This window comes from Streptomyces sp. NPDC001890 (assembly GCF_042891445.1).
Lineage (GTDB): Bacteria > Actinomycetota > Actinomycetes > Streptomycetales > Streptomycetaceae > Streptomyces.
This window is the reverse complement of record NZ_JBIATE010000002.1, coordinates 1,056,610-1,080,549: the sequence shown is the minus strand read 5'-3', so window position 1 is coordinate 1,080,549 and position 23,940 is coordinate 1,056,610. Positions and strand designations below refer to the sequence as shown.

Genomic DNA, 23,940 nt, shown 5'->3' with positions numbered 1-23,940 from the left:
TGATGTCGCTTCTCAACTCCTCCCTCCACGAGCTGGACCCGGACGTCGCCGCCGCTGTCGACGCCGAGCTCCACCGTCAGCAGTCCACCCTCGAAATGATCGCCTCGGAGAACTTCGCTCCGGTCGCGGTCATGGAGGCCCAGGGCTCCGTCCTCACCAACAAGTACGCCGAGGGCTACCCCGGCCGCCGCTACTACGGCGGCTGCGAGCACGTCGACGTCGTCGAGCAGATCGCCATCGACCGCATCAAGGCGCTGTTCGGCGCCGAGGCCGCGAACGTCCAGCCGCACTCCGGTGCGCAGGCCAACGCCGCCGCGATGTTCGCGCTGCTCAAGCCGGGCGACACGATCATGGGCCTGAACCTGGCCCACGGCGGTCACCTGACCCACGGCATGAAGATCAACTTCTCCGGCAAGCTCTACAACGTGGTCCCGTACCACGTCGACGAGACCGGCGTCGTGGACATGGCCGAGGTCGAGCGCCTGGCCAAGGAGTCCAAGCCGAAGCTGATCGTCGCCGGCTGGTCCGCGTACCCGCGCCAGCTGGACTTCGCCGCCTTCCGCCGCATCGCGGACGAGGTCGGCGCGTACCTGATGGTCGACATGGCGCACTTCGCCGGCCTGGTGGCCGCGGGGCTGCACCCCAACCCGGTGCCGCACGCCCACGTCGTCACGACCACCACGCACAAGACCCTCGGCGGTCCGCGCGGTGGCGTCATCCTGTCGACGCAGGAGCTCGCCAAGAAGATCAACTCCGCGGTCTTCCCCGGCCAGCAGGGCGGCCCGCTGGAGCACGTGATCGCGGCCAAGGCGGTCTCGTTCAAGGTCGCGGCGACCGAGGAGTTCAAGGAGCGCCAGCAGCGCACCCTGGACGGCGCCCGCATCCTCGCCGAGCGCCTGGTCCAGCCGGACGTCACCGAGGTCGGTGTCTCCGTGCTGTCCGGCGGTACGGACGTCCACCTGGTCCTCGTCGACCTGCGCAACTCCGAGCTGGACGGCCAGCAGGCCGAGGACCGGCTCCACGAGCTGGGCATCACGGTCAACCGGAACGCCATCCCGAACGACCCGCGGCCGCCGATGGTCACCTCGGGTCTGCGGATCGGTACGCCGGCCCTGGCGACCCGCGGTTTCCAGACCGAGGACTTCACCGAGGTCGCGGAGATCATCGCCGCCGCCCTCAAGCCGTCCTACGACGCGGACGCCCTGAAGGCCCGCGTCGTCGCGCTGGCCGAGAAGTTCCCGCTGTACCCCGGCCTGAAGTAGTCCGGACAAGTTCTCGTAACACATTGGGGCGGGGCACCGCGCACACTGAACGGTGGGCGCGGTGCCCCGTCCCATGCCCCGCCCTCCGGGCCGCCCGGCCCGCACCCGCACCACCCGGCAGACGACGATGTCTACCAACCCCTGAGGAGTCACCGTGGCCATCTCGGTCTTCGACCTGTTCTCGATCGGCATCGGCCCGTCCAGCTCCCATACGGTCGGCCCGATGCGCGCCGCCCGCATGTTCGCGCGCCGGCTGAAGAACGAGGGCCTGATCGCCCACACCGCCTCGATACGCGCCGAGCTGTACGGCTCGCTCGGCGCGACCGGTCACGGCCACGGCACCCCCAAGGCCGTCCTGCTCGGCCTGGAGGGCGAGTCGCCGCGCACCGTCGACGTGGAGTCCGCCGACGACCGGGTCGAGCGGATCCGTACCACCGGCCGGATCAACCTCCTCGGCATGCACGAGATCGACTTCGACGCCGACGAGCAGCTGATCCTGCACCGCCGCAAGGCCCTCCCGTACCACGCGAACGGCATGACGATCTTCGCCTTCGACCGCGAGGGCGAGCCGCTCCTGGAGAAGACCTACTACTCGGTCGGCGGCGGCTTCGTCGTCGACGAGGACGCGGTGGGCGAGGACCGGATCGTGCTCGACGACACCGTCCTCAAGCACCCCTTCCGCACCGGCGACGAGCTGCTGCGCCTGGCCCACGACACCGGTCTTTCCATCTCCTCGCTGATGCTGGAGAACGAGCGGGCCTGGCGCACCGAGGACGAGATCCGCTCGGGCCTGCTGGACATCTGGCGCGTCATGCAGGCCTGTGTCTCGCGCGGCATGTCCCGCGAGGGCATCCTGCCCGGCGGCCTCAAGGTCCGCCGCCGCGCCGCGAACACCGCCCGCCAGCTGCGGGCCGAGGGCGACCCGCAGGCCCACGCGATGGAGTGGATCACCCTCTACGCGATGGCGGTCAACGAGGAGAACGCGGCGGGCGGCCGGGTCGTCACCGCCCCCACCAACGGCGCCGCGGGCATCATCCCGGCCGTCCTGCACTACTACATGAACTTCGCGGCCGGCGGCGCCACCGAGGCCGAGAAGGAGGACGGCGTCGTCCGTTTCCTCCTCGCGGCCGGGGCCATCGGCATGCTCTTCAAGGAGAACGCCTCCATCTCCGGCGCCGAGGTCGGCTGCCAGGGCGAGGTCGGCTCCGCCTGCTCCATGGCCGCGGGCGCCCTCGCCGAGGTCCTGGGCGGCACCCCCGAGCAGGTCGAGAACGCCGCCGAGATCGGCATGGAACACAACCTGGGCCTGACCTGCGACCCGGTCGGCGGCCTCGTCCAGATCCCGTGCATCGAACGCAACGGCATGGCGGCGGTCAAGGCCGTCACGGCGGCGAAGATGGCGCTGCGCGGCGACGGCAGCCACAAGGTCTCCCTCGACAAGGTCATCAAGACCATGAAGGAGACGGGCGCGGACATGAGCGTGAAGTACAAGGAGACGGCGCGCGGCGGGCTCGCGGTGAACATCATCGAGTGCTGAGGTCGTAGGCCCTGACCAGTGCGTTTGCATCTTTCCGCGCGGTCAGGGCCTTCCCTGGCCCGCAGGCCGGAGACGCCGTTGCCGGACCTTCCCGGAACCGCGGTCCTACGGCAGCGGCTGCGCCCAGGATCTCGGCGAGCTGTTCCGTGGCGACGGGAATCCCTGGATCGACAGCGGTGTTGGGCCCTGCTGTCCGTATCCGCAGTGTGAAGGGCTTCGCATGCGCGCCGTACAGATCGATCGCTTCGGCACCCCTGATGTCCTCGGCATCGTCGAGGCTCCCGAACCTGAACCGGGGCCCGGCGAGGTCCTGGTCCGGACGGTGGCGACCAGCATCAACCCCGTGGACGACAAGACGCGGGAAGGGGCCATCGGCGAAGGCACGCCACCGCTGCCTCTGACGTTGGGCTGGGACCTGGCCGGGATCGTGGTCGACGGCGGTGACAGCGGGCTGCGTGCCGGTGAGAGCGTGATCGCCATGTCGCATCAACTCGGCTCCGGTCGGGGGACCTGGGCCGACCTGGTCGTGCTGCCCGCCCACGCGGTGGCCACGGCGCCGCGTTCGATCAGCCTGGTGGAGGCGGCCGCTCTGCCGCTTCCGGGGTTGACGGCCTTGCAGACGCTGAACTGGCTGAACGTGAGGGCCGGCGAGCGCCTGCTCATCACCGGTGCCGCCGGGGCCGTGGGCGGACTGGCATTGCAGATCGCGCACGCCCGTGGAGCGAAGGTCGATGCGCTCGTCTCCCGCGACCCTCACCTCACCTTCGCTCGCGACCACGGCGCCGGGCTCGTCACCACCGATCCGCGTGCTCTCGCAGATCGTGCCTACGACGCCGTCTTCGACACCTTCGGGGCGTTCGTCACGGACGCCGTGGCCGACGGTGGCCGGTATGCGTCGATCGCCACCCAGGCAGGACCGGTACCCGACCTGTCGTCCCGTGGTGTGCGCACCACGGTCAACCAGGTGCGCGAGGACGGCGAAGGACTGAGCGAGCTGGCCGAGCTCGTCGACAGCGGATCGTTGCGTGTGCGTGTGCACTCCTCCCTCTTCGGGCTCCAGGAAATCCGGGCAGCCCATGAGCGGTTCCTCCGGGGCGGCCTGGAAGGCAAGGTCACCGTGGCCTTCTGATACGGCCCGGACGGCACCGGTGCCGTGCTTGAGCGGAGCCGGGCGGCTTCCGGCGTACGGGTAGAGTTGCCCGCTGCTCTCTCGCGGGCGTCGCAGGTGACGCCCCGGCCTTCTGTGCCTCGCCGCACGCCCCGCACGACAGGTTTCCCGCTCTTGTCCTCCTCCGTACCGTCCCCGGTCGCGCGGCTGCGCGGCCTCCGCCCGTCCTGGCCGTCCTGGCCGTCCCCGAAGGTGCTGCGCACCGAGCTGCTGGCCGGCCTCGTGGTCGGGCTGGCGCTGATTCCCGAAGCGATCTCCTTCTCGGTGATCGTCGGGGTGGATCCGGCGATCGGGCTGTTCACCTCGTTCACCATGGCGGTGGTCATCTCCGTCGTCGGCGGACGCCCCGCGATGATCTCCGCCGCCACCGGCGCGGTCGCTCTGGTGCTGGCACCCCTCAACCGTCAGCACGGGTTCGGCTACCTGGTCGCCGCGGTCATCCTGGGGGGCGTCTTCCAGATGGCCCTGGGCGCGCTGGGCGTCGCGAAGCTGTTGCGGTTCGTGCCGCGCAGTGTGATGGTCGGCTTCGTCAACTCCCTCGCCGTCCTGGTCTTCATGGCCCAGATCCCCGAGCTGCACGACGTCCCCTGGGCGGTCTACCCGCTGATCGCCGGCGGCCTCCTGCTGCTGGTGTTCTTCCCCAGGGTGACCAGGGCGGTCCCGGCGCCGCTGGTCACCGTCGTCGTCCTCACCGTGATCACGGTCGCGGCCGGGATCGCGGTGCCGACCGTGGGCGACCGGGGGGAGCTGCCCTCCGCGCTGCCGGTGCCCGGCCTGCCCGATGTGCCGTTCACGCTGGACACCCTGACGACCGTGGCGCCCTACGCGCTCGCCATGGCGCTGGTGGGGCTGATGGAGTCCCTGATGACCGCCAAGCTGGTCGACGACATCACCGACACCCGCTCCGGCAAGGCCCGCGAGTCCATCGGCCAGGGCATCGCCAACATCGTCACCGGCTTCTTCGGCGGCATGGGTGGTTGCGCCGTGATCGGCCAGACGATGATCAACGTGAAGGTGTCCGGCGCCCGTACCCGGCTGTCGACCTTCTTCGCGGGCACCTTCCTGATGGTCCTGTGCATCGCCCTCGGACCCGTTGTCTCCCGCATTCCCATGGCCGCGCTCGTCGCCGTCATGGTGATGGTGTCCGTCGCGGCCTTCGACTGGCACTCCGTCGCGCCGAGGACCCTGAGGCGGATGCCTGCCGGGGAGACCCTCGTGATGGTCGTGACCGTGACCTGCGTGGTCGTCACCCACAACCTGGCCGTCGGCGTCGTGGCCGGCACGGTCGTCGCCATGGTCGTCTTCGCCAGGCGGGTCGCCCGCCTGGCCGACGTCACGACGGCCGTCGACCCCGGGGGCGACCGGATCGTCTACTCCGTGACCGGCGAACTCTTCTTCGCCTCGGCCAACGACCTGGTCACCCGGTTCGATTACGTCACCGACCCCGGCCGGGTCGTCATCGACCTGTCCGCCGCCCACATCTGGGACGCCTCCTCGGTCGCCGCGCTGGACGCCATCACCGCCAAGTACGAACAGCGCGGCAAGACCGTCGAGATCATCGGCCTGAACGAGCCGAGTGCCGAGATGCACAGGGCCCTCAGCGGCGAACTCACCGGCAGCCACTGACCCCGGGTGCCACGGCGCCGGCCGGCCCCGCGGCACACCCCGGTACGGGCGCCTCAGCGCAGGTGCACCGGCAGCGATTCGATGCCGTACACGATGGACAGCTTGCGGAAGGCCAGGTCCTGGGGCGGGACGGCGAGCCGCATCCGGGGGAACCGCCGGGCCAGGGCCGGGTAGGCCGTGCGCAGTTCCATGCGGGCCAGTTCGGCGCCGATGCAGCGGTGGATGCCGTGGCCGAAGGCGAGGTGGCCGCCGCCCGCGGGGGTACGGTGCGGGTCGAAGCGCCCGTCGTCGTCGACGTACCCGGCATCGCGGTTGGCGGCGCTGAGCGAGCAGAGGACCATGTCGCCCTGCGGAATGACCACCCCGCCTATCTCTATGTCCCGGCGGGCGAACCGGGGAAAGGCGATCTGCACCGCCGAGAGATAACGCAGCACCTCTTCGACGAAGGGGGCGGTCATGGCGTCGTCATGACGTATTCGTTCCAGGACGTCCGGGTTCTGCAGCAGCACCAGGGAGCCCAGGGCGATGGTGCTGGCGGTCGTCTCGAACCCGCCGGTGAGCACGCCGTCGGCCAGACCCGCGAGTTCCTCGTCGTCGACGTTGTCGCCGTGCTCCCGCACGATCATGCCGAGCAGGCCGTCGCCCGGCTTCTCGCGCTGCGCCTTGACGACCTCCCTGAAGTACGCCAGCGACTCCGACATCGCACCGAAGGGCGCGGTCGTACCGGCGAAGAGGTCGAATCGGTCCATGGCGAGCTGCTGGAAGTCGTCACGGTCCTCGTACGGCACGCCGAGCAGTTCGCAGATGGTGAGGGAGGGGATCGGCAGCGCGAACTCCTGCACCAGGTCGACCGGGCCCGTGGCGGCCTCCATCGCGTCGAGGCGCTCCTCGACGATGGCGTCGATCCTGGGACCCAGCCGCCGCAGCCGGCGCATCGTGAACTCCGGGGTCAGGATGCGGCGCAGCCGGGTGTGCACCGGCGGATCGTTGAACCCGAGCCCGCCGGGGCTCTGTTCGGCGGCCACTCCGGCGTTCGTCGCGAGGTGGGCGAAGTCGGTGCTGAATCCGTCGGCCGAGCCGAGGACGGCCTTCGACTCCTCGTAGCCGCTGACCACCCAGGCGTCCATGCCGAACGGCAACGAGACCTTGTGCACCGGCCGCTTCGCCCGGGTCCTGGCCAGTTTGTCCACCGGGTCGAGGCCGTCCCTGCGCAGCATCATCAACAGGTCGTCGGGCAGCAGCCGGACCGTGGATGACCCGATCCCGTACTTCTGGATCCTGGACAGGTAACTGCGCCCGATCCGGGCGGTGATGCGAGAGCGGAACGTCGTAGTCAATCTGCACTCCATGAGTCGTCGCGCGGTCCGCACACACACGGTGCGGACGTGAAACAGCTGTGCAGCAGGCGCGGATGTGGATCGTGGCCGGCGGCGACACGGCTTGTGCCAAACGGCATTCTGTCTCAGAGCGTGAGCAAGCGGCGCCCCCACGGCACCGGATCCGGCCCGCGGGGGCCGAGGAGCGGCAACTGTGATCATGCACACGCGGCGAAGGGACCGGAGCCGTCGCTCGCGGTCGTGTGCGCGGAGTGAAGGCCGGCCGGGGATCCTCGGGAGTCCTGTCGCACCGGGAGGGCTCCCCCGTCCGCGCTCCGGTCAAGTGCTCCTTTTCCGCACCTCATTGCCCGTGCCGGAAATTCGATGGCCATGTCACAGCTTGTCCACAGGCCCGAGGTCCTCGATTGCTTCGGCTTCCTGGAGTTGATAGGGATGTTCAGCACATTTGTTTGCTCAGGCTCGACAGGGGTACTCAATGAAGTTCGACATGGGGGCGCAGGTTCTGACGAACCTGTCGTCGAAGTCGCGTGGGTCGAGTGATGATCTGGGCACGCTGATTCGCCAGCTGGTTCAGGCTGCGGCACCGTTGGAGGGGAAGTTCCACGGTGCGGGGCGTGTGGCGTTCGATTCGTTCAAGAATCGTTCGGACGAGATCACGGCAGCGCTGAACGGTTCGCTTTCGGCTCTCCTCGGCGGTCAGTCGGGGATGGAGCAGGCGTTCGGTTCGGGTGACCAGGAGCAGGGTGACAACGCGCGGCAGCAGATGTCCGCGGCGAATTTCGATGCGGCGCGCTTCGGCGGCCGGTGACATACGGGGGTTGGGTTTCTGATGGCTGGTGACAGTGACCGTCGGGCATACGACACGGGTGCGTCCTCAGACGCGCAGGGCAACATCCAGGTGGTGATCGCGCGGCTGGAGGAAGTGATCGCGGCGCGGGACGGCCAGGTCAAGGCGGCGATGGCGGACTTCGCGGCCGACGGTGTGGCGGACGAGTACCACGGCAAGGAACTGCGGTGGAACCGTTCGTCGCAGGAGGTCAAGAACATCATCCAGCTGCTGAAGACGACGCTGGAGCAGAACGACGGCACCGCGCAGCACACCATCACGCGTGCGAAGGCAGCGGTCGACAACATCGGCTGACTCGGCCGGGATGCCTGCCCTGGGGGCGGGTTCGGGGTCGGTTCGGTAACGGGGAGCATGAGGTAAGGCATGACCGGCTGGGATCTGAAGCCGCAGGGCATTCAGGGTGTGCTGAAGACGACGGGTGAGGTCGCGTCGAAGATCCAGACGCACGCGACGTCGTACGGGGATCATCTGTCGTCGGCGGCGTCGAGTGCGGGGACCATCACCGCCGAGGGCGGCGGTGACGGTGGCGGCAAGGGCGGGGAGCAGGCCGTCGGTGGTCTGGTCGCGCTGGCGTTGTCACAGTTCGCCGAGCACACCACCCCTGATCTGAAGTACATCGCGGCGCGGGCGGGGAAATCCCTGACCGGTGCGGTGGATGCCACGACCGCGTATCTGAACGGTGATCTGGACATGGCCGCCGAGGCGCAGCGCAAGGCGCTCGGTGCGGTGGACATGGATCCGAAGAAGCCGGGGGTGCAGTCGCGGTGATCAAGCCCGAGGCGATTCCGCAGTACACGGGCGATCTGGGCCAGTTGGAGAAGGATCACGCGAGTCTGACGAAGGACGCGGGTCATATCCGGGACACGGGTTCCTCCGTCCACACCCAATTCCAGGCGCTGTCCGCCTATTACAAGGCGCCCGAGGCGGAGCAGTTGTTCGCGTCGACGAAGCCGGTGAAGGACCGGGCGGACGGTTTCGCGGACGATCTGGAAAAGGTCGCTTCGTCGTTGTCGGACTATGCGACGGAGATCCGTCCGCTGGTCACGAAGCTCGCGCAGCTCAAGACGGACGCGACGACGTTCGTGAACGAGAACAAGGACGACGACGAGTGGGAGTACGACGGGGACAAGGTCGAGGAGCACAACAAGCTCCGCGATGACATCACCGCGACGGTCGCCGCGTTCTGGGCCGCCGAGCGGACCTGTCACAACAAGATCACCGCCCTGTTCGGCGGGACGCAGATGGTCGCGGGGGACGGGTCCGAGCGCAAGGACCAGTACGGGTTCGACGCGGACGACCTGAAGAACGCGAAGCTTCCCTGGGGCGACCCGGTCGAGGAGAAGCACCACTGGTACGAGGTCGGCCACTGGGTCAAGTCGTTCGTGTGGGACGGGCTGATCGTCGACGGGATCTGGGGCACCATCAAGGGCCTGGGCACTCTCGTCGGGTTCGGTGGCTGGGACGCGATGGGGCAGGCGTGGAAGGGCCTCGCCCAGCTCGCGACCGGTCTCGTCATCAGCGCCGTCCCCGGCGCCGGGGCGTTGTTCTGGACCCTGCCCGACGACAAGCTCCCCTCCTGGCTGCGTGACTCGCGGACCGCGATGAAGGAGACCGGCAAGGCCCTCGTGGCGTGGGACGAGTGGGGCAAGAACCCCGGCCGGGCGGCCGGCGCCGTCACGTTCAACGTCCTGACGACCGTGTTCACCGGAGGCGCCGGCGGCGCCGCCGCGGGAGCGGGCAAGGCCGGGGCCGTCGCGAAGGTGCTGTCCGTCGCGGGCAAGGCCGGCAAGGTCATCGACCCGATGACCTACATCGCCAAGGGCGCCGGCGCGGGCCTCTCCAAGATCGGCGACATCACCAAGGGCCTCAAGGGCATCGGCAACATCGAGATCCCCAGGTTGCCCGACGACGCGATCACCCTGCCCGAGGGCTCCCTCAAGCTCCCCGACGGCACCTTCCACCTCCCCGAGGGCGCGGCGATCCCCGAGGGCGGCGTCAAACTCCCGGACGGGAACGTCAAGTTCCCCGACGACGTCCCCCTCCTGCCCGAGAACGCCACCAAGCTCCCCACCCACAGCGACGTACCCGTCCAGTACTTCGACCACGACGGGAACCTCCTCGACGAGAACGGCGGCATCGTCCAGCACGCCGACGACGCCCCCAAGGAGGGCTCCCCCTCCATTCCCCGCACCGACACCGGCGCCCCGCACGCCGGCACCCCGGTCAGGGAGCCGGTCCTGGCCGGTGTGGGCGCCCACACCGCCGACGTCTCGGCGCACGTCGGCGACGACGCCATTCGCCTCGGCAGCGATCTCGGGGACACCGGCCGCCTCGCCGACGACCTTCCCGGCACCCGCAGCGGCGACCATCTCCCCGGCGGCCACGCGGGCGACCACCTGCCCGGCGGTCACGCGAACGACCTCGGTCACGGCCCGTCCGCCGGCCACGAACCTCCCGGCCCCCGCCCCGGCGGCCACAGCGACGGGCCCGGCGGCACCCACCCCGGCGGCGACGGGCCGGGTGGACCGCACGACCCGACCCCGCCGCACCACAACGACCACGGTCCCAACGGCCATGCCGACGACGGCGCGCACCACGCGGCGGACGAGGGTGCCCCGCACCACGGGTCCGACGACGGGGCGCCCCACGGCGATCACGACCCCCACGAGTCCGGTACGGGCGGGCACGACCCCGAGGGAACGTCTCCCCACGACCACACGGACGACGGCACGGAGCACGTCGACCGGGACGTCCGGGAGCCCGGGGGCTCGCTCGCCGACGACGCCGCCCGACGCGCCGCCGACCCGATCATCCGGATCGGGGACGACCCGCTGCCGCCTCCCGGTCCCGGCACCAAGCTCCTCGGTCAGCTGCCGGAGAGCCGCCTGACACGCGACGCGAACGGTTTGATCACCCATGTCGACGGCCGCAACTTCGAGCACTTCCTGAAGGACCTCTCCTTCCAGCGCGGCGCCGCGTACAAGGAGGCCAAGGAACTCGGCACCTTCCCCAGGAAGCAGGTCGGCGCCTGTGTCGGATCGGTCATGGACCTGCGTACGGGCATGGTCTTCGAAGGGATCAACGGGAAGTTCGACAACATCATCCCCGGTGACCGGGTCCACCCGACCATCGAGGCGAGGCACAACGCGATCGGGGACCCCCCGCCGGCGCCGGACCACCCGCTCGGCCACGCCGAGGTCAAGGCTGCGAACGAGCTGCTCTGGGAGCGGGAGAAGCTGGGACTGCCCACGGACGAAGCGGCGCTCGCCGAGCTCCGTGCGTCGATCGAGTTCCCCTACCTGCCGCACATGAAGACCGAGCTCCCCGGGCGCCCTGCGGCCTTCTGCGCGAACTGCAACTTTATGCTGAAGGGCGTGGACAGCCTGCACGGCAGGTTCACCGGCAATCCTCCGACCGACGAACTCTGGACTCCGTGATGCCCGACGTGACACGAATCGACATCGACGACCCCGAAGTCGACATGGATCAGGGGCAGCGGCTGCTGTACCGGGGGGAACTCTTCACCGGCGAGGTCGAGGAGCGCCTGGGCGGTGCCGTCGTCAGCCTGGACTCCTACGTGGCGGGGGTGCAGCACGGCCCCAGCCGCGAGTGGTACAAGGACGGCACGCTCCGGTCCGAAGCGACCGCCCACGAGGGACGTCCGGTGGGAGTGTCCCGGGAGTGGCATCCGAACGGTGTGCTCGCCGCCGAGGTCGAGTTCTCCGAGAACGGTATGACCATGCTCGCGGAACGCCGCTGGGACGAAGAGGGACAACCGACGAAGAACTGGCGTGCGGGCGAGGGGCAGTAGCCCGTCGGCAGCGGAGCGGCGCCGGCCCGGGGCGGTTAGGGAATTGATCCGAAGTGAGTGCTGAGCCGCCACGCGCGGTCCTGGAGCGGCTGCGCGCGGTCGACTGGTACGGCGACTGGGACGTGCCCAGCAGTCACTCGCGCTCCCGCGCCCTGCTGATGCGGGAGCACATGCGCCGCGCGGCGCTGTGGGCCCGGGCGTACGGCGCCGAGGAGCAGTGGCCCTTCTTCGACGTCACCGCGTTCGTCGACCCGTCGTTCCGGCTGGACCCGGAGATCGAGTCCGAGCTGGAGGACTACGTGGCGCACAACGTCGGTACGCCGTCCACCGCGAGGACGTGCCGGGGTGCCGTGCGCTGGGCCGCGCTGCGGGAGCGGGGCGGGACCGGTCTGCCGGACCTCCCGGACCCGTACGAGCCGTTGCTGCTCATGTACGAGCGGGGCGGCGGCTACTCGATCGAGGAGTACATCGACCTGTACGGCGTGATGATCACGTACGGGAACTTCGAGTCCAACCTCGGCACCGAGCCGTTCCTCACGCTGGCCCCGGGCACACTCGACGCCCTCGATGCCGGAGCGGCCGGCCGGATCACGTACTACGCGAAGACCGGTGAGGGATATCCGCGCAGCAGCCCACGCGGCATCCTGCGGCGGCGTCTCACCGGCCGGGACGCACAGCCGCACGACGAGGCCTTCACCCGTAATCTTCGCTGGGAGCCGACGGAGTACCTCAGGCTCCACGAACTCGGGCACAACGACATCGACCATGTGCAGATCTCCGAGCGGGAAGCCGCCGCATTCATCGAATCGGCGGCGAAGCGGCTCACCGGTTCCCGATGAGCCGACGGCCGGGCGGTCCGACCGGCGTCCGGCGACCATGACCGACGCACCATACGACTGAGGCAACGGACGACAAGACGAATGGCACGGGATTACGACAGCCAGCTCCTGGAGTCGGTGGCGGTACGCCGGCGCAGGATGCGTGACGCACTGCTGTTCGGCGCGCAGCGGGCGCGGCGCACCGCGGACGAGCGGCTCGGAAAGGTGTTCGCGGGGATCGCCATCGCCGCCGTGCTGTGCGCGGGATGCGTGGGGTGGTCCTTTGTCCAGAACATGCTGGAGAAACAGAAGGCAGAGCAGCAGAAGCAGCAGCGCCAGGAACAGCAGTACCAGCAGCCGTCGAAGACGGTACAGCCGGAGAAATCCGAGGATTCCGCAAAGAATCCCCAATAGTTCGGCAACTCCGGCGAATTCAGAAAGAGTTCCCCGCAAAAGGGCCGAGAAGGCGCCAGTAGCATGGGCACGCCAAGCTGCCCGATTCCTCAGAACGTCGCGATGATAGGTTCCCGTAAAGTGGTGAGCACAGCAACGACTTCCCGAGCGCAGCTCAGCCGGGTGACTCTGGTCGGTGAGCGACGCCGGGCCGACATCGTCCTGCCGTCCGACACACCGATCGGGCAGCTGCTGCCGGACATTCTGCAGTTGCTGGACGACCGGGCGGCGGCACGCCCGATGACACGGCAGTTGATCACGCCGGACGGCTCCGCGCTCCCGCACGACAGCACGCTGTCCTCGGCGGGGATCGCGGACGGTGCGGTGCTCAGGCTGGTCCGGGCCCATTCCGCGCCCCCTGCCCCGGTCGTGCACGACGTCACCGATCTGGTGGCCGACGATCTCGATCTGCAGACCTGGCGCTGGCGTCCCGCCGCCCGTCGCACGAGTGCGGGCGTGGCCTCGGTGGCCTTCGCGGTGGTCGCCGCGCTGCTGGCCCGGCGTGAGTTCGCCCTGGACGCGCTGACCGCCGCCCTGGCGGCCGCCACGCTCGTCCTGCTCGCGACCGGTGCGCTCGTCGCGAGGATCGGGCAGGGCAACCGGGGCCTGGCGACCGCGCTCCTGCTCGCCTCCGGCAGCCTCGGCGTCCTCACCGCCTGGACCGCCGCGGACGCCTACCACTGGTCGGGGACCGCGCGGCTCGCCGCCGTCGCCGCGGCGCTGGTCCTGACGCTGGTGCTCCTCGGCTACTTCTCCCCGCTCGGCCGCGGCGGGCTCATCGGCGCCGTCGCCACCACCGTGATCGCCGTGGCGTGGGAGGCCGTCGCCGCCGTCCAGGACGACCTGGCCCGGCTCGGCGCGGTGATGGCCGTCTTCTCCGTCGTACTGCTCGGACTGCTCCCCCGGCTCGCACTGGCGGCCTCCGGCCTCACCGCGCTCGACGACCGCCGCTCCGGCGGCACCTCCGTCAGCCGCCACCAGGTGGGCAACGCACTGGCGGCCACCCACCGCGGCCTCGCCCTGGCGACGGTGGTCACCGCGGTCTCCGCGGCGGCCGGTGGCTGGCTGCTCACGATGGCCGGCAAGCCGTCCGTGTGGACCGTGGCGCTGCCCTCGCTGGTGGCCCTCGTGCTGCTCTCCCGGGCGCGGGCCTTCCCGCTGGTCGCCGAGGTCCTCGCGCTCTTCGCCGCCGCCGCGGTCCTGATCGTGCGCCTGGTCATGCTGTGGATGCAGCATGCCGGGGGTGCCGGACCGCTCGCCCTGCTGGTCGTGGCCGCGGTGCTGCCGCTGCTCGTCCTGGCGGTGCAACCGCCCGAGCACGTGCGGGTCCGGCTGCGGCGCACGGCCGATCTGGTCGAATCCATCGGTGTGGTGGGGCTCTTTCCGCTGGCCGTCGGTGTGTTCGGCGTGTACGGACAGCTGCTCAACAAGTTCTGAGTCGACGCGCAGGTGCTCCGGGCGGGGCAGCAGGGCGAAAGGGAAGGGCGGACATGCCGAACGAAGAGAACTGGCAGGGCGATGTGCTGCGCGCCATGCGGGGCGGCGCCGCCCAGGGGGACGTGCAGGGCCCCGGCGGTCAGCCGCACGGTGCCGCCGCGCCGGGTCCCGGCGTTCCCGCGCAGAACGCCCCTGCCCAGGGGACGCCCCAGCAGCAGTACCCCGGCCGGCAGGGGCAGCAGGGACACCAAGCAGTGGCCGCCCACCCCGCCGTACAGCCTCAGCAGCAACAGCCCCGGGCCCGGCCCGCGTACACCCCGGGCACCCGCCCCCGGCACACCCCCGACTCCCGGCCCGTGGTGGACCGGGAGCTGGCCGCCGTCGGGCGCAAGGCGCGGCGCGGTGAGCCGTTCGCCGCGCGGGCCGCGCGCGCCCTGCGGGTGAGCGTGTCCTCGTCGGCCGCGCGCGAGGTGGCCCGTACCACCGCCACCGCCGAGACGCTCCAGCAGCCCGTGACGACCGGCCGGCAGATCGCCGTCACCTCCATCCGGGGCGGCGCGGGCAAGTCGACCGTCGCCGCGCTGCTCGGCACCACGTACGCGCACTACCGCCAGGACCCGGTCCTCCTCGTCGAGGCCGATCCGGCGCTCGGCTCGCTGCCGCTGCGGCTCGGCGCCGAGTCGCTGCGCTGGACCACCGGTGACCTGGCGGGCATCATCGAGCCGCAGATGTCGCTGCTGGACATCACCGGCTATCTCGTCCAGCTCCCCGGCAACGCTTGGCTGCTGCCCGGCAGCCAGGGCCAGATCGGCGCGATGCTGGACACCAGGGCGTACGAGCGGGTCATGGTGTCGCTGCGCCGCTACTTCGGCGTCACCGTCGTCGACTGCGAGACGCTGCCCGCCGAGGTCGCCCGGGTCGCGCTCTCCGCCGCCCAGGCCCGGGTGCTGGCCGCCCCCGCCACGCTGGAGGGCATCACCAGCACGTACGCGGTCCTGCAGTGGATGCAGTCGCTGCCCCGACAGGTGATCACCGGCACCGTCGTCGTGCTCAGCGAACTGGTGCCGCACCCCGGGCTCGATCTCGACGAGGCGGCGCGGAAGCTGACGGCCACCGGCGCGAGTGTGCAGGTGCTGCCGTACGACCGTCATCTGGCGGCCGGCGGCGAGATCCGTACCGAACTCCTGGCGCACTCGACCCGGGAGGCCGCCACCCGGCTCGCCGCGGACGCGTTCCGGCTCTCCCAGCAGCACCACTGATCACCGATCGGCAGCATCCGCCGAGCCCGACCCCGAGTGACGGACGACGATGAGTACCCGACTGATCCACCGCCCGGCCAGGACCACCCGGCCGCCGGCCGCCTCCGAGGCACGCACCATCGAGGCCCCGCCGAACCTGCCCGAGGGCAAGTCGGGCAACATCGCGATGTCGCTGCTGCCCGTCGCCGGTGTGATGTCGTCCGTCGTGATGATGACGGTCGTGCGCAACAGTCAGTTCGCCGGGCTCGGCGCGATCATCCTCCTCGTCACCGTCATCGGCTCCGTGGCGCTGGTCTTCTCGCAGCGCGGCAAGGCCCAGCGCACCCGCCGTACCCAGCGCGAGGCCTACCTCGCCTATCTGGAGGACCTGCGCGAGGAGCTCTCGATCGAGGAGCGGCGGCGGGCCGAGCGGGCCGACGTCCTCAATCCGCCGCCGCACGCCCTGTACGACATAGTGCGCGACCCGGCCCGGGTCTGGGAGCGGCGCCGGCTCGACGGCGACTTCCTGCGGGTGCGCGTCGGCACGGGTGAGATGCCGGTACGCGATCTGACGGTCGCCCAGCAGGGCTCGTCCGTCCTCACGCCGCCCGACACCTTCATGCTCAACGAGGCGTCCGCGCTGATGGACCGCTTCCGTACCGGCACCGAACTCCCGCTCACCGTCCCGCTCGACCGGGTCGGCAACATCAGTGTCATCGGCCCCCGCGAGGACTGTCTGCGCGTCGCGCGCGCCCTGCTCGTCCAGACCGCCGCCACGCACGCCCCCGACGACGTCGCGATGGCGCTCGCCGTGCCCGGTGAGCGGCTGGCCGACTGGGAGTGGGCCAAGTGGATGCCGCACCTGCTCGACCCCGAGCAGTTCGACGGTCCGGTCGCCGCCCGCCGGATCGCCCCGTCCGCGCCGCAGCTGGCCCGCCAGATCGGCCCGGAGCTGCGCCGCCGCGCCTCGTACGCGGCCGAGGTGCGGCGCGGTCTGTCCGGGAAGGACGCGCTGTCCATGACGTCCCGGCTGCTGGTCGTCACCGACGGGCACGGCGAGGACGCCGTCGACCTGCCGCGCCCGGACGACGCGGTCGGCCTGCGCGAGATGGGCGTCAGCGTGCTGCACCTGCTGGAGCACCGGGTCCAGGAGCCGGGACACGTCAGCGTACGGATCAGCGTCGACGGCGACGCGGTGGTCATCGAGGACCTGCGCGAGCAGGAACCGGTCAGCGCCCACGGCACCGTGGACGAGGTCGGCATCCCGTTCGCCGAGGGCCTGGCCCGGATGCTGGCGCCGATGCGGCTGTCCGCCGAGTCGATGGTGGATGCCCCGCTCTCCGGCCCCGTGGACTTCGCCGGCCTGCTCGGCATCGACGACGTGGCGCGGCTCGACCTGTCGCGGATGTGGGCGCCACGCGGCGAACGCGCCTTCCTGCGGGTGCCGATCGGCATCAGCGACTCCCACCAGCCGGTGCTCCTCGACCTCAAGGAGTCCTCCGAGCTGGGCATGGGTCCGCACGGGCTGTGTGTCGGGGCGACCGGTTCCGGCAAGTCGGAGCTGCTGCGCACCCTGGTCCTCGCCCTGGTGGCCACGCATCCGCCGGAGGACCTCGCGCTGGTCCTGGTCGACTACAAGGGCGGTGCGACCTTCGCCCCGTTCGCGGAGCTGCCGCACGTGGCCGGGGTGATCACCAACCTGGAGAACCAGGCGGGCCTGGTGGAGCGGGTGCATGCCTCGCTCGCCGGTGAGGTCAAACGCCGTCAGCAGGTGCTGAAGGACGCGGGCAATGTCGCCGACATCGGTGACTACGCGGCGCTGCGCGCGGACCGGCGGCCCGATCTGGACCCGCTGCCGCATCTGTTCGTCGTGATCGACGAGTTCGGTGAACTCCTCACCGCGAAGCCGGACTTCATCGACCTGTTCCTGTCCATCGGCCGGATCGGCCGCTCCATCGGGGTGCATCTGCTGCTGTCGAGCCAGCGCATCGAGGGCGGCAAGCTCAAGGGCCTGGACACCTATCTCTCGTACCGGCTCGGTCTGCGGACGTTCTCCGCCGACGAGTCGCGCACCGTCCTGGACACCACCGACGCGTTCCATCTGCCGCCGCTGCCCGGTTTCGGCTATCTCAAGGTCGACACCAGCCACTACGAGCGCTTCAAGGCGAGCTATGTCTCGGGGGCGTACCGGGGGCCGGTGCAGCGTGACGAGGAGCAGGACAGCGGTCCGCTGGCCCTGGAGTACGAGGCGTTCAACACGCTGGCCGAGCCGGAGAGTCCGGGCGAGGAGCCGAAGGTGCGGCGCCGGGAGACCGGCCCGACCGAGATGGGCGTGATCGTCGACCAGCTGCGGGAGGCGGCCGCCGCGGTGCGCCGGATCTGGCTGCCGCCGCTGCCCGGTGGGATCGCCCTGGACAAGGTCGCGGGGCCGCTGGACGTGGGCCCGCGCGGGATGCAGCTGGCCAAGCGGCGCGGCCCGCTCCAGGTGCCGCTCGGCCTGCTCGACGACCCGGCCAAGCAGTGGCAGGGCCAGTGGTACCTGGACCTCACGGTGGCGGGCGGTCACGTCGCGGTCATCGGCGGTCCGCAGGCCGGCAAGACGACGCTGCTGCGTACCCTCGCGCTGGCGATCTCGCTGACCCACACCCCGCAGGAGGTCGGCGTCTACGGCCTCGACCTGGTCGGCGGCGGCCTCCAGGCCGTGTCGGGGCTGCCGCACGTCGGCGGGGTCGCGGGCCGTGCGGACCGGGAGCGCGCGGGACGCACCGTCGACGAGGTCCGGGGCATGCTCGCGGTCCGCGAGGAGCTGTTCCGCGAGCACCACATCGACTCGGTGGAGCAGCTGCGTTCACTGCACGCGGCGGGCCGGCTGCCGCAACTGGCCTCGGCCGAGATCGTGCTGATCATCGATGGATTCGGTGCACTGCGCGACGACTTCGACGAGCTGGACGACGCCGTCGTGGACATCCTCAAGCGCGGTGGCGGCTACGGCATCCACGTGGTCGCGGGCATGCTCCGCTGGAACGACGTACGCATCGCCACCCAGTCGAACTTCGGCACCCGGGTCGAGCTGCGGCTCAACGACCCCAGCGAGTCCAGCATCGACCGCAAGCTGGCGCAGACCCTGTCGCCCGACGAGCCGGGCCGCGTCCTCACCGACGGCAAGCTCTTCGCGCAGGTTGCGCTGCCCCGCACGGACGGTGTCGCGGACGTCGCGGACCTGGGCGCGGTCCTGGAGCACACCGCCCGTACGGTCCGCGCCACCTGGAGCGGCGAGGTCGCCCAGCCGGTGAGGGTCCTGCCGCACGTTCTGGAGCCGCATCTGCTGCCGGGCCCGGTCGCCGAGCCCGAGCGGGTGCCGATCGGCCTGGACCAGACAGCGCTGGCGCCGGCCCTGCTCGACCTGTTCCACCACGACCAGCACCTGCTGGTCCTGGGCGACAGCGAGTGCGGCAAGACGAATCTGCTGAAGACGGTCGCCGGCGGGCTGATCGAGCGCTACGGCGAGGATGAGCTGGTCTTCGCCGTCATGGACCCGCGGCGCGGTCTGCGCGGCGCGATCCCCGAGGAGTTCCGCGGCGGGTACGCGTACAACGCCAAGATGTGCGCGGGGCTGGCCGCCGGTATCGCCACCGAGCTGGAGAAGCGGCTGCCGGACGACCGGGCGGACACCGAGGACCTGGAGCCCGGCAGCTGGGGCAGCGGTCCGCGGATCGTGATCCTGGTCGACGACTACGACGTGCTGACCACCGCCGGGCAGTCGCCGCTCGAACCGTTCCTGCCGTACATCCCGTCCGCCGTCGACATCGGTCTCCACTTCGTGCTGACCCGCCGGGTGGCCGGTGCCTCGCGCGGCATGTACGACCCGCTGATGCTGGGTCTGCGCGAGTCGGGGGCCTCGGCGCTCCTGATGGCGGGCGACCGCAGCGAGGGGCAGCTGTTCCCCGGTGTGTACGCGACCCAGCAGCCGCCGGGGCGCGGGGTGTTCATCCGCCGGGGCCGGCCCAACCGTCTGATCCAGACCGTGTACACCGCGGAGTGACCCGCCGGGGGCGGTCCCGCTTCCGCGGGCCGCACCCCCACCGCACATCCGCACCCGGACGAAGAAGGAACGGCCGACCACATGACCAAGGACGTCATCGCCCTCACCCCGCGCATGCCCGATCCGCTGACCGTGCTCGCGGGTCTGCTCGCGGGCGGCCCGGACAAGCTGGTGGGGACGACGGGCGAGGATGCCGTCGTGCAGCTCTGCGACGACCGGGGCCGGCCGCTCGTCTCCATCGAGGCGCCGCTGCTGGTGCAGGTCGCGGGCGAGGCCGAGCGGCTGCTCGGGGCGACCGCGCCGCCGGTCCCGTTCTGGTGGACGGAGGCCCGTGCCACCACCGGGGTCGAGGAGGCCGAGCTGCTCGCGGGCACCTTCGCGGCCCGGATCGCCACCCTGGCCGGGGGCTCCGCCTGGCCGCCGGAAGCCGCGCGCTCCCTCGCGGTGGTGAAGACGGACGGGGTGAGCGTCGCGCCGGCGCCGGCCGCCGCGCAGCCCGCCGTGGACGCGCTCACCGACAAGGTGGCCGTCATCATCCAGGACCGTCCGGTGATCGCCATGACGGCGTGGCTCTCGGACGCGTTCCGGGCCGCGGCCGACGCCGAGCTGGGGCTCCAGATCGTCACCTCGCCGGGCGCCACGCTCTCCCCCGCCGTACGCAACAGCCTCAGCGGCTGGCCCTCGCGCTGGGTGGTGCAGGACGAGAAGGACGGCTACTACGACGGCCTGTCCGGTGCCGTACTGCGCTGGCAGCACGGCATGTTCGCGGCGGTGGAGTCGCCCGACGCCACGCCCGAGGACCCGCGCACCCCGGTGGCCGCCGCCTACCAGGAGGTCGGCGACACCGGTGACCGCCAGCTCGCCGTCTCGTTCCGCACGGTCCACCCGGCGGACGACCGGCTGGTGCTGGGCGGGGCGCTGGAGTCGGTGTGGCAGGAGCTGACGGGGCGGCCGCCGGCCGGGTGGGGCACCGCCGAGCCCGCCAACCTGCCGTGGTCGCTGCGCCGGCTGACCGATGTCGCCTTCGAGCGGGCGCCCGAGCCGACCTGGTTCGTGGTGGTCGGCGCCCCGGACCGGCCGGGCCTGGCCACGGTCCGCGTCAGCCGTACGAAGGCGGGGGTGGAGGAGGACGTCACGCTGGCGTTCGGTTACGGCCCCGGCGAGGAACCCCCGCTGGACGCCCTGCCCCGGGTGGCGGAGGTGCTCGCCACCCGTCATCACCTCCAGTCGATGCTGGTGCAGCTCCGCAAGGCGCGGCGCGACCTGGCCGTGCCGCCGCGCTTCGAGGGGCCCGGGGTCCCGCTGGCCTTCGTGCTCGGCGCGGAGGAGGTGCGCGAGATGCCCGGCGACCGCGCCCGGCGCACCCCGCTCTCCGAGCCGCCCGTCCAGCTCGGCCCGAGGTCCCGTCCGGCGCTGTACTACCCGCTGCCGGGCGACCCGTCGGACCTGTCCGGCTGGCAGGACTTCGAGCGGCTGATGCGGCACCTGAAGGGCGCCTGAGCGGGACGGGCCGGTCGGCGAAACCACTCGGCAGGGCGGCGCGGCGTGAAATCGCCTGTGCTGCTGCCTGCGCGGGTGGCTGCGTGCACGTCCGCGCCGCCGACCGGCGATCACCACAACAGGTCACCGACTGCTCAGAGATGTTCAATCGTTTCTGACGATCAAGCAGTTTCGGTCACAAATAGCTTCCCTCTTTCGCCCACAGGCGGTTGACTGGGGGTTACACATGGTGATGCCGCCGTCCTGCACCACGGGCGATTGCCACCGCGGGCCCACGGGCCCGGCCCCGATGCCCCGACCCCCGGCGGAGGAGAGTGAGCAGGAATGACTGCCTCGTCTCGCACGGTGAGCCTCTGGCCAAAGTCGGTGGGCGCGGGCGGCCCGTACCCCGATGCGTACCCGGCGCCGGCCCGCGAGTCCGGCCGGTTACCCGTTCGTACAGCTCATCCGAACCGCTTCGACGAGGGGCACCAATGAGCCAGATTGCGCTGCCAGCGTTTCATATGCCGTTCCAGAGCACCGGATGCAATCCAGGCGTCGAGGAGACCAGAGAGGCAGCGTGGGAATGGGCCGAATCCAATGACCTGATGCTCTCCCCGGTGGCCCGGAAGAAGATGATCCGGACCAGGCCCGAACTCTGGATCTCCCTCATCTTCCCGACCGCGTCGCAGCAGCATCTCGATCTCTTCTGCCAGTGGCTCTTCTGGGCCTTCCTCGTCGACGACGAGTTCGACGACGGGCCCGCCGGACGTGACCCGCGCATGTGCGAGGCGGCGATCGACCGGCTGGTCACCGTGCTCGACGGCGGCCCGCCGCGCGGCGCCATGGAACGCGCGCTCGTGGGGCTGCGGACCCGGACGTACCGGGACCGGTCGGCGCGCTGGATCCGGCAGTTCCGGCGGGACACGGTCGCCTGGCTGTGGACCTACTACGCCGAGGCCGTGGAGCGGGCCGCCGGGCAGGCGCCGAGCCGGACCGAATTCGTGAAGCACCGCCGGGATTCGGTGGCCATGCAGCCCTTCCTGGACCTCCATGAGATCACCGCCGGGATCGACCTCCCGGAATCGGCCCGGAGCCTGCCCGCCTACATCGCGCTGCGCAACGCGGTCACCGATCACTCCGGGCTCTGCAACGACATCTGCTCCTTCGAGAAGGAGGCACTGCTCGGGTACGAACACAACGCGGTCCGCCTCATCCAGCGTGATCGCGGCTGCACGCTCCAGGAGGCCGTGGACGAGGCCGGGGCGCAGCTCGCCGGGATCGCGCAGCGGGTGCAGCGGGCCGAGAAGGAGCTGATCGAGGAGATCGAGGCGGCCGGCATCCAGGGCCCCACCCGGCTCGCGCTGGAGCGGTGCGTACGGGACTACCGGGGGCTGGTCCGGGGCGACTTCGACTACCACGCCCGCGCGGAGCGCTACACCCGCCCCGATCTCGTCGAGGTCGACGAACGGGACTCCCTGTCCGAGCACTTCGCGGCCTGAACAGCCGTCAACCCGTGCGGGAGCCGCCGACCGGGGGCCGGCCACGGCCTCCGGTCCCGCGCACCCCATGCCCTGAACTACCCCAAGTCGCTTTCTCCCGCAGCCTGTTCGTCTTCGCCGGCCAGCAGCGGCAGCGCCCGCAGGGCCAGTGCCCAGCCCAGCCGTACCTCGCCCGACTCCGCCGAGGCGCCGGTGAGTTCGGCGATCCGGCCGATCCGGTTGAGGACCGTGTTGCGGTGGCAGTAGAGCAGCTCGGCCGCCCGCGCCGCCGAGCAGCCGTGGTCGAGCCAGACCCGGAGCGTGCCGAGCAGCACGTCGCGTTCGGCCGCCATGTCCAGTACGCCGCCCAGCCGCGTGGTCACGAGGCGCTCGGCGATCTCCGGCCGGCCGACCAGGAGCACCTCGGCGAGCCGGTCGTCGAAGGCCGCCGCCGCACCGCTTTTGGCGGGCAGCGTGCGCAGCGCCTGCTCGGCCAGCCGCAGCGCCCGCCCCGCCCTGGCCAGCCGGTCGAACTCCGGTGACACGCCCGCGGTGGCGCCGGTGCGGTGGCGCAGCAGGTCGAGCAGGACACCGGAGTCCCCTGCGGCCGCCAGCCGCACGATGCCCGCGTACCGGCCCGACCGGGGCCGCCAGAAGGACCAGATCCCGTGCTCTTCGAGGACGGGTGCCGGGTTGGGCGGCGCGGCCGGGTCCTGGGCGGCGACGACGATCACGTACCGGTCGTGGAGCGGCACGCCCAGCGCGGCGGAGGCCGCCGCCGCGACCGCCGGGTCGTCGCCGCGACCGTCGAGCAGGGCCTCGAAGAGGGCGACGCGGCGGGTGTCCTGCCGGCCCTGCATCTCCAGCTGGGTGAGCCGGTACGACTCGGCCATGACCAGCGAGGAGCGGTCGATGGTCTCCCAGACGGCGCCCGCCATGTCCAGCTCGGTGTCCCGGTCGCCCGCGACCGGCCCCACGGCGTCCGGTGCCCCGCGACTCGCCCGCAGATGTTCGGCCATCACCTGCCACATCACCCGCCCACCGCGCCGGTAGGCTTGGAGCACGGTGTCCAGCGGCACGCCCTGCTCCGCGCGCCGCCGCCCCGTCTCGCGCGCCGCGTGCTCGCCGTCGCCCCCGCTGGACGGCAGCCCGCCGAAGTCCTCCACCGCGCGCAGCAGGTTGTCCCGGCAGATCCCCCACAGGTCGTCCCGGCTGACGGGCGAGCCGGAGGCGTACGTACCGCTGTGCGCGTGGATGTCGTCGACGACCCGCCGGGTCAGTTCGTCGATCCCCGGCAGGAGGGCGGTGGCCAGGGCGCGGCGCAGCTCACCGTCGTCGCCGGTACGAGGGGCGGGGGCACGCGGGTTCTGCGCCATGCCCCGAAGATTAACGCCCGCGCTATGC

The 23,940-nt window shown here is 71.1% G+C and carries 18 protein-coding genes; 16 read left to right on the top strand and 2 right to left on the bottom strand.

Annotation, left to right across the window (positions count from 1 at the left end):
- The first annotated feature begins 2 nt into the window (after nucleotides 1-2).
- From glyA to ACFYY1_RS11000, 4 genes are all read left to right on the top strand, one after another.
- Nucleotides 3-1,262: a serine hydroxymethyltransferase gene (gene glyA, locus ACFYY1_RS11015; protein ID WP_093549220.1), complete on the top strand. Its 1,260-nt coding sequence runs from the start codon at nucleotides 3-5 to the stop codon at nucleotides 1,260-1,262.
- A 154-nt stretch (nucleotides 1,263-1,416) separates the two neighbouring features.
- Nucleotides 1,417-2,799, top strand: a complete 1,383-nt coding sequence (locus ACFYY1_RS11010) for an L-serine ammonia-lyase (protein ID WP_388583315.1) — start codon at nucleotides 1,417-1,419, stop codon at nucleotides 2,797-2,799.
- A gap of 220 nt (nucleotides 2,800-3,019) precedes the next feature.
- Nucleotides 3,020-3,928, top strand: coding sequence for an NADP-dependent oxidoreductase (locus ACFYY1_RS11005; protein ID WP_388583313.1), 909 nt, complete (start codon nucleotides 3,020-3,022; stop codon nucleotides 3,926-3,928).
- A 153-nt stretch (nucleotides 3,929-4,081) separates the two neighbouring features.
- Nucleotides 4,082-5,593: a SulP family inorganic anion transporter gene (locus tag ACFYY1_RS11000; protein ID WP_388583311.1), complete on the top strand. Its 1,512-nt coding sequence runs from the start codon at nucleotides 4,082-4,084 to the stop codon at nucleotides 5,591-5,593.
- Nucleotides 5,594-5,646: 53 nt separating this feature from the next.
- Here ACFYY1_RS11000 and ACFYY1_RS10995 read toward each other — a convergent pair whose 3' ends face one another.
- Nucleotides 5,647-6,942, bottom strand: coding sequence for a cytochrome P450 (locus ACFYY1_RS10995; protein WP_388583309.1), 1,296 nt, complete (start codon nucleotides 6,940-6,942; stop codon nucleotides 5,647-5,649).
- A gap of 463 nt (nucleotides 6,943-7,405) precedes the next feature.
- Between ACFYY1_RS10995 and ACFYY1_RS10990 the strand changes: the two genes are divergently transcribed.
- From ACFYY1_RS10990 to ACFYY1_RS10935, 12 genes are all read left to right on the top strand, one after another.
- On the top strand, nucleotides 7,406-7,738 hold the full coding sequence (locus ACFYY1_RS10990) for a hypothetical protein (protein ID WP_266729578.1): 333 nt from the start codon (nucleotides 7,406-7,408) through the stop codon (nucleotides 7,736-7,738).
- Nucleotides 7,739-7,759: 21 nt separating this feature from the next.
- Entirely contained in the window at nucleotides 7,760-8,071 is a 312-nt protein-coding gene (locus ACFYY1_RS10985) for a pore-forming ESAT-6 family protein (protein ID WP_266729579.1), read from the top strand.
- 69 nt (nucleotides 8,072-8,140) lie between these two features.
- Nucleotides 8,141-8,545 carry a DUF6507 family protein gene (locus tag ACFYY1_RS10980; protein WP_388583307.1) on the top strand — a complete coding sequence of 135 codons (405 nt, stop codon included), beginning with the start codon at nucleotides 8,141-8,143 and terminating at the stop codon, nucleotides 8,543-8,545.
- Complete coding sequence (locus ACFYY1_RS10975) at nucleotides 8,542-11,214, top strand: hypothetical protein (protein WP_388583305.1); 2,673 nt, start codon at nucleotides 8,542-8,544, stop codon at nucleotides 11,212-11,214. Before ACFYY1_RS10980 ends, ACFYY1_RS10975 begins: the two co-directional genes overlap by 4 nt.
- Nucleotides 11,214-11,588: a toxin-antitoxin system YwqK family antitoxin gene (locus ACFYY1_RS10970; RefSeq protein ID WP_388583303.1), complete on the top strand. Its 375-nt coding sequence runs from the start codon at nucleotides 11,214-11,216 to the stop codon at nucleotides 11,586-11,588. The genes ACFYY1_RS10975 and ACFYY1_RS10970 overlap by 1 nt, the downstream gene beginning before the upstream one ends.
- Nucleotides 11,589-11,641: 53 nt before the next feature.
- Nucleotides 11,642-12,427: a hypothetical protein gene (locus tag ACFYY1_RS10965; protein WP_388583301.1), complete on the top strand. Its 786-nt coding sequence runs from the start codon at nucleotides 11,642-11,644 to the stop codon at nucleotides 12,425-12,427.
- A gap of 81 nt (nucleotides 12,428-12,508) precedes the next feature.
- Nucleotides 12,509-12,820: a hypothetical protein gene (locus ACFYY1_RS10960; RefSeq protein WP_388583299.1), complete on the top strand. Its 312-nt coding sequence runs from the start codon at nucleotides 12,509-12,511 to the stop codon at nucleotides 12,818-12,820.
- Nucleotides 12,821-12,922: 102 nt separating this feature from the next.
- Nucleotides 12,923-14,296 carry a type VII secretion integral membrane protein EccD gene (eccD, locus tag ACFYY1_RS10955; RefSeq protein ID WP_388583297.1) on the top strand — a complete coding sequence of 458 codons (1,374 nt, stop codon included), beginning with the start codon at nucleotides 12,923-12,925 and terminating at the stop codon, nucleotides 14,294-14,296.
- A 53-nt stretch (nucleotides 14,297-14,349) separates the two neighbouring features.
- Nucleotides 14,350-15,555 carry a MinD/ParA family protein gene (locus tag ACFYY1_RS10950; protein WP_388583295.1) on the top strand — a complete coding sequence of 402 codons (1,206 nt, stop codon included), beginning with the start codon at nucleotides 14,350-14,352 and terminating at the stop codon, nucleotides 15,553-15,555.
- Between the two features lie 49 nt (nucleotides 15,556-15,604).
- Nucleotides 15,605-19,576: a type VII secretion protein EccCa gene (eccCa, locus tag ACFYY1_RS10945; RefSeq protein ID WP_388583294.1), complete on the top strand. Its 3,972-nt coding sequence runs from the start codon at nucleotides 15,605-15,607 to the stop codon at nucleotides 19,574-19,576.
- Nucleotides 19,577-19,657: 81 nt separating this feature from the next.
- Nucleotides 19,658-21,076 (top strand): DUF6177 family protein, encoded by a 1,419-nt coding sequence (locus ACFYY1_RS10940; RefSeq protein WP_388583292.1) that lies wholly within the window; start codon nucleotides 19,658-19,660, stop codon nucleotides 21,074-21,076.
- Nucleotides 21,077-21,579: 503 nt separating this feature from the next.
- The gene (locus ACFYY1_RS10935) at nucleotides 21,580-22,557 is read left to right on the top strand and encodes a terpene synthase family protein (protein WP_388583499.1); all 978 of its coding nucleotides are present in this window, start codon (nucleotides 21,580-21,582) and stop codon (nucleotides 22,555-22,557) included.
- Nucleotides 22,558-22,634: 77 nt separating this feature from the next.
- Here the strand turns inward: ACFYY1_RS10935 and ACFYY1_RS10930 are convergent, their stop codons facing one another.
- Entirely contained in the window at nucleotides 22,635-23,912 is a 1,278-nt protein-coding gene (locus ACFYY1_RS10930) for a PucR family transcriptional regulator (protein WP_388583290.1), read from the bottom strand.
- Nucleotides 23,913-23,940 lie beyond the last annotated feature (28 nt).

Excerpts from the sequence above, each read along its gene's own strand:
- ACFYY1_RS10995 (WP_388583309.1), bottom strand. The coding sequence starts at position 6,942 with ATGGAGTGCAGATTGACTACGACGTTCCGCTCTCGCATCACCGCCCGG.
- ACFYY1_RS11005 (WP_388583313.1), top strand. The coding sequence starts at position 3,020 with ATGCGCGCCGTACAGATCGATCGCTTCGGCACCCCTGATGTCCTCGGC.
- ACFYY1_RS10985 (WP_266729579.1), top strand. The coding sequence starts at position 7,760 with ATGGCTGGTGACAGTGACCGTCGGGCATACGACACGGGTGCGTCCTCA.
- eccCa (WP_388583294.1), top strand. The coding sequence starts at position 15,605 with ATGAGTACCCGACTGATCCACCGCCCGGCCAGGACCACCCGGCCGCCG.
- eccD (WP_388583297.1), top strand. The coding sequence starts at position 12,923 with ATGATAGGTTCCCGTAAAGTGGTGAGCACAGCAACGACTTCCCGAGCG.
- ACFYY1_RS10935 (WP_388583499.1), top strand. The coding sequence starts at position 21,580 with ATGCCGTTCCAGAGCACCGGATGCAATCCAGGCGTCGAGGAGACCAGA.
- ACFYY1_RS10980 (WP_388583307.1), top strand. The coding sequence starts at position 8,141 with ATGACCGGCTGGGATCTGAAGCCGCAGGGCATTCAGGGTGTGCTGAAG.
- ACFYY1_RS10960 (WP_388583299.1), top strand. The coding sequence starts at position 12,509 with ATGGCACGGGATTACGACAGCCAGCTCCTGGAGTCGGTGGCGGTACGC.
- ACFYY1_RS10970 (WP_388583303.1), top strand. The coding sequence starts at position 11,214 with ATGCCCGACGTGACACGAATCGACATCGACGACCCCGAAGTCGACATG.
- ACFYY1_RS10930 (WP_388583290.1), bottom strand. The coding sequence starts at position 23,912 with ATGGCGCAGAACCCGCGTGCCCCCGCCCCTCGTACCGGCGACGACGGT.
- ACFYY1_RS10990 (WP_266729578.1), top strand. The coding sequence starts at position 7,406 with ATGAAGTTCGACATGGGGGCGCAGGTTCTGACGAACCTGTCGTCGAAG.
- glyA (WP_093549220.1), top strand. The coding sequence starts at position 3 with ATGTCGCTTCTCAACTCCTCCCTCCACGAGCTGGACCCGGACGTCGCC.
- ACFYY1_RS10940 (WP_388583292.1), top strand. The coding sequence starts at position 19,658 with ATGACCAAGGACGTCATCGCCCTCACCCCGCGCATGCCCGATCCGCTG.
- ACFYY1_RS10950 (WP_388583295.1), top strand. The coding sequence starts at position 14,350 with ATGCCGAACGAAGAGAACTGGCAGGGCGATGTGCTGCGCGCCATGCGG.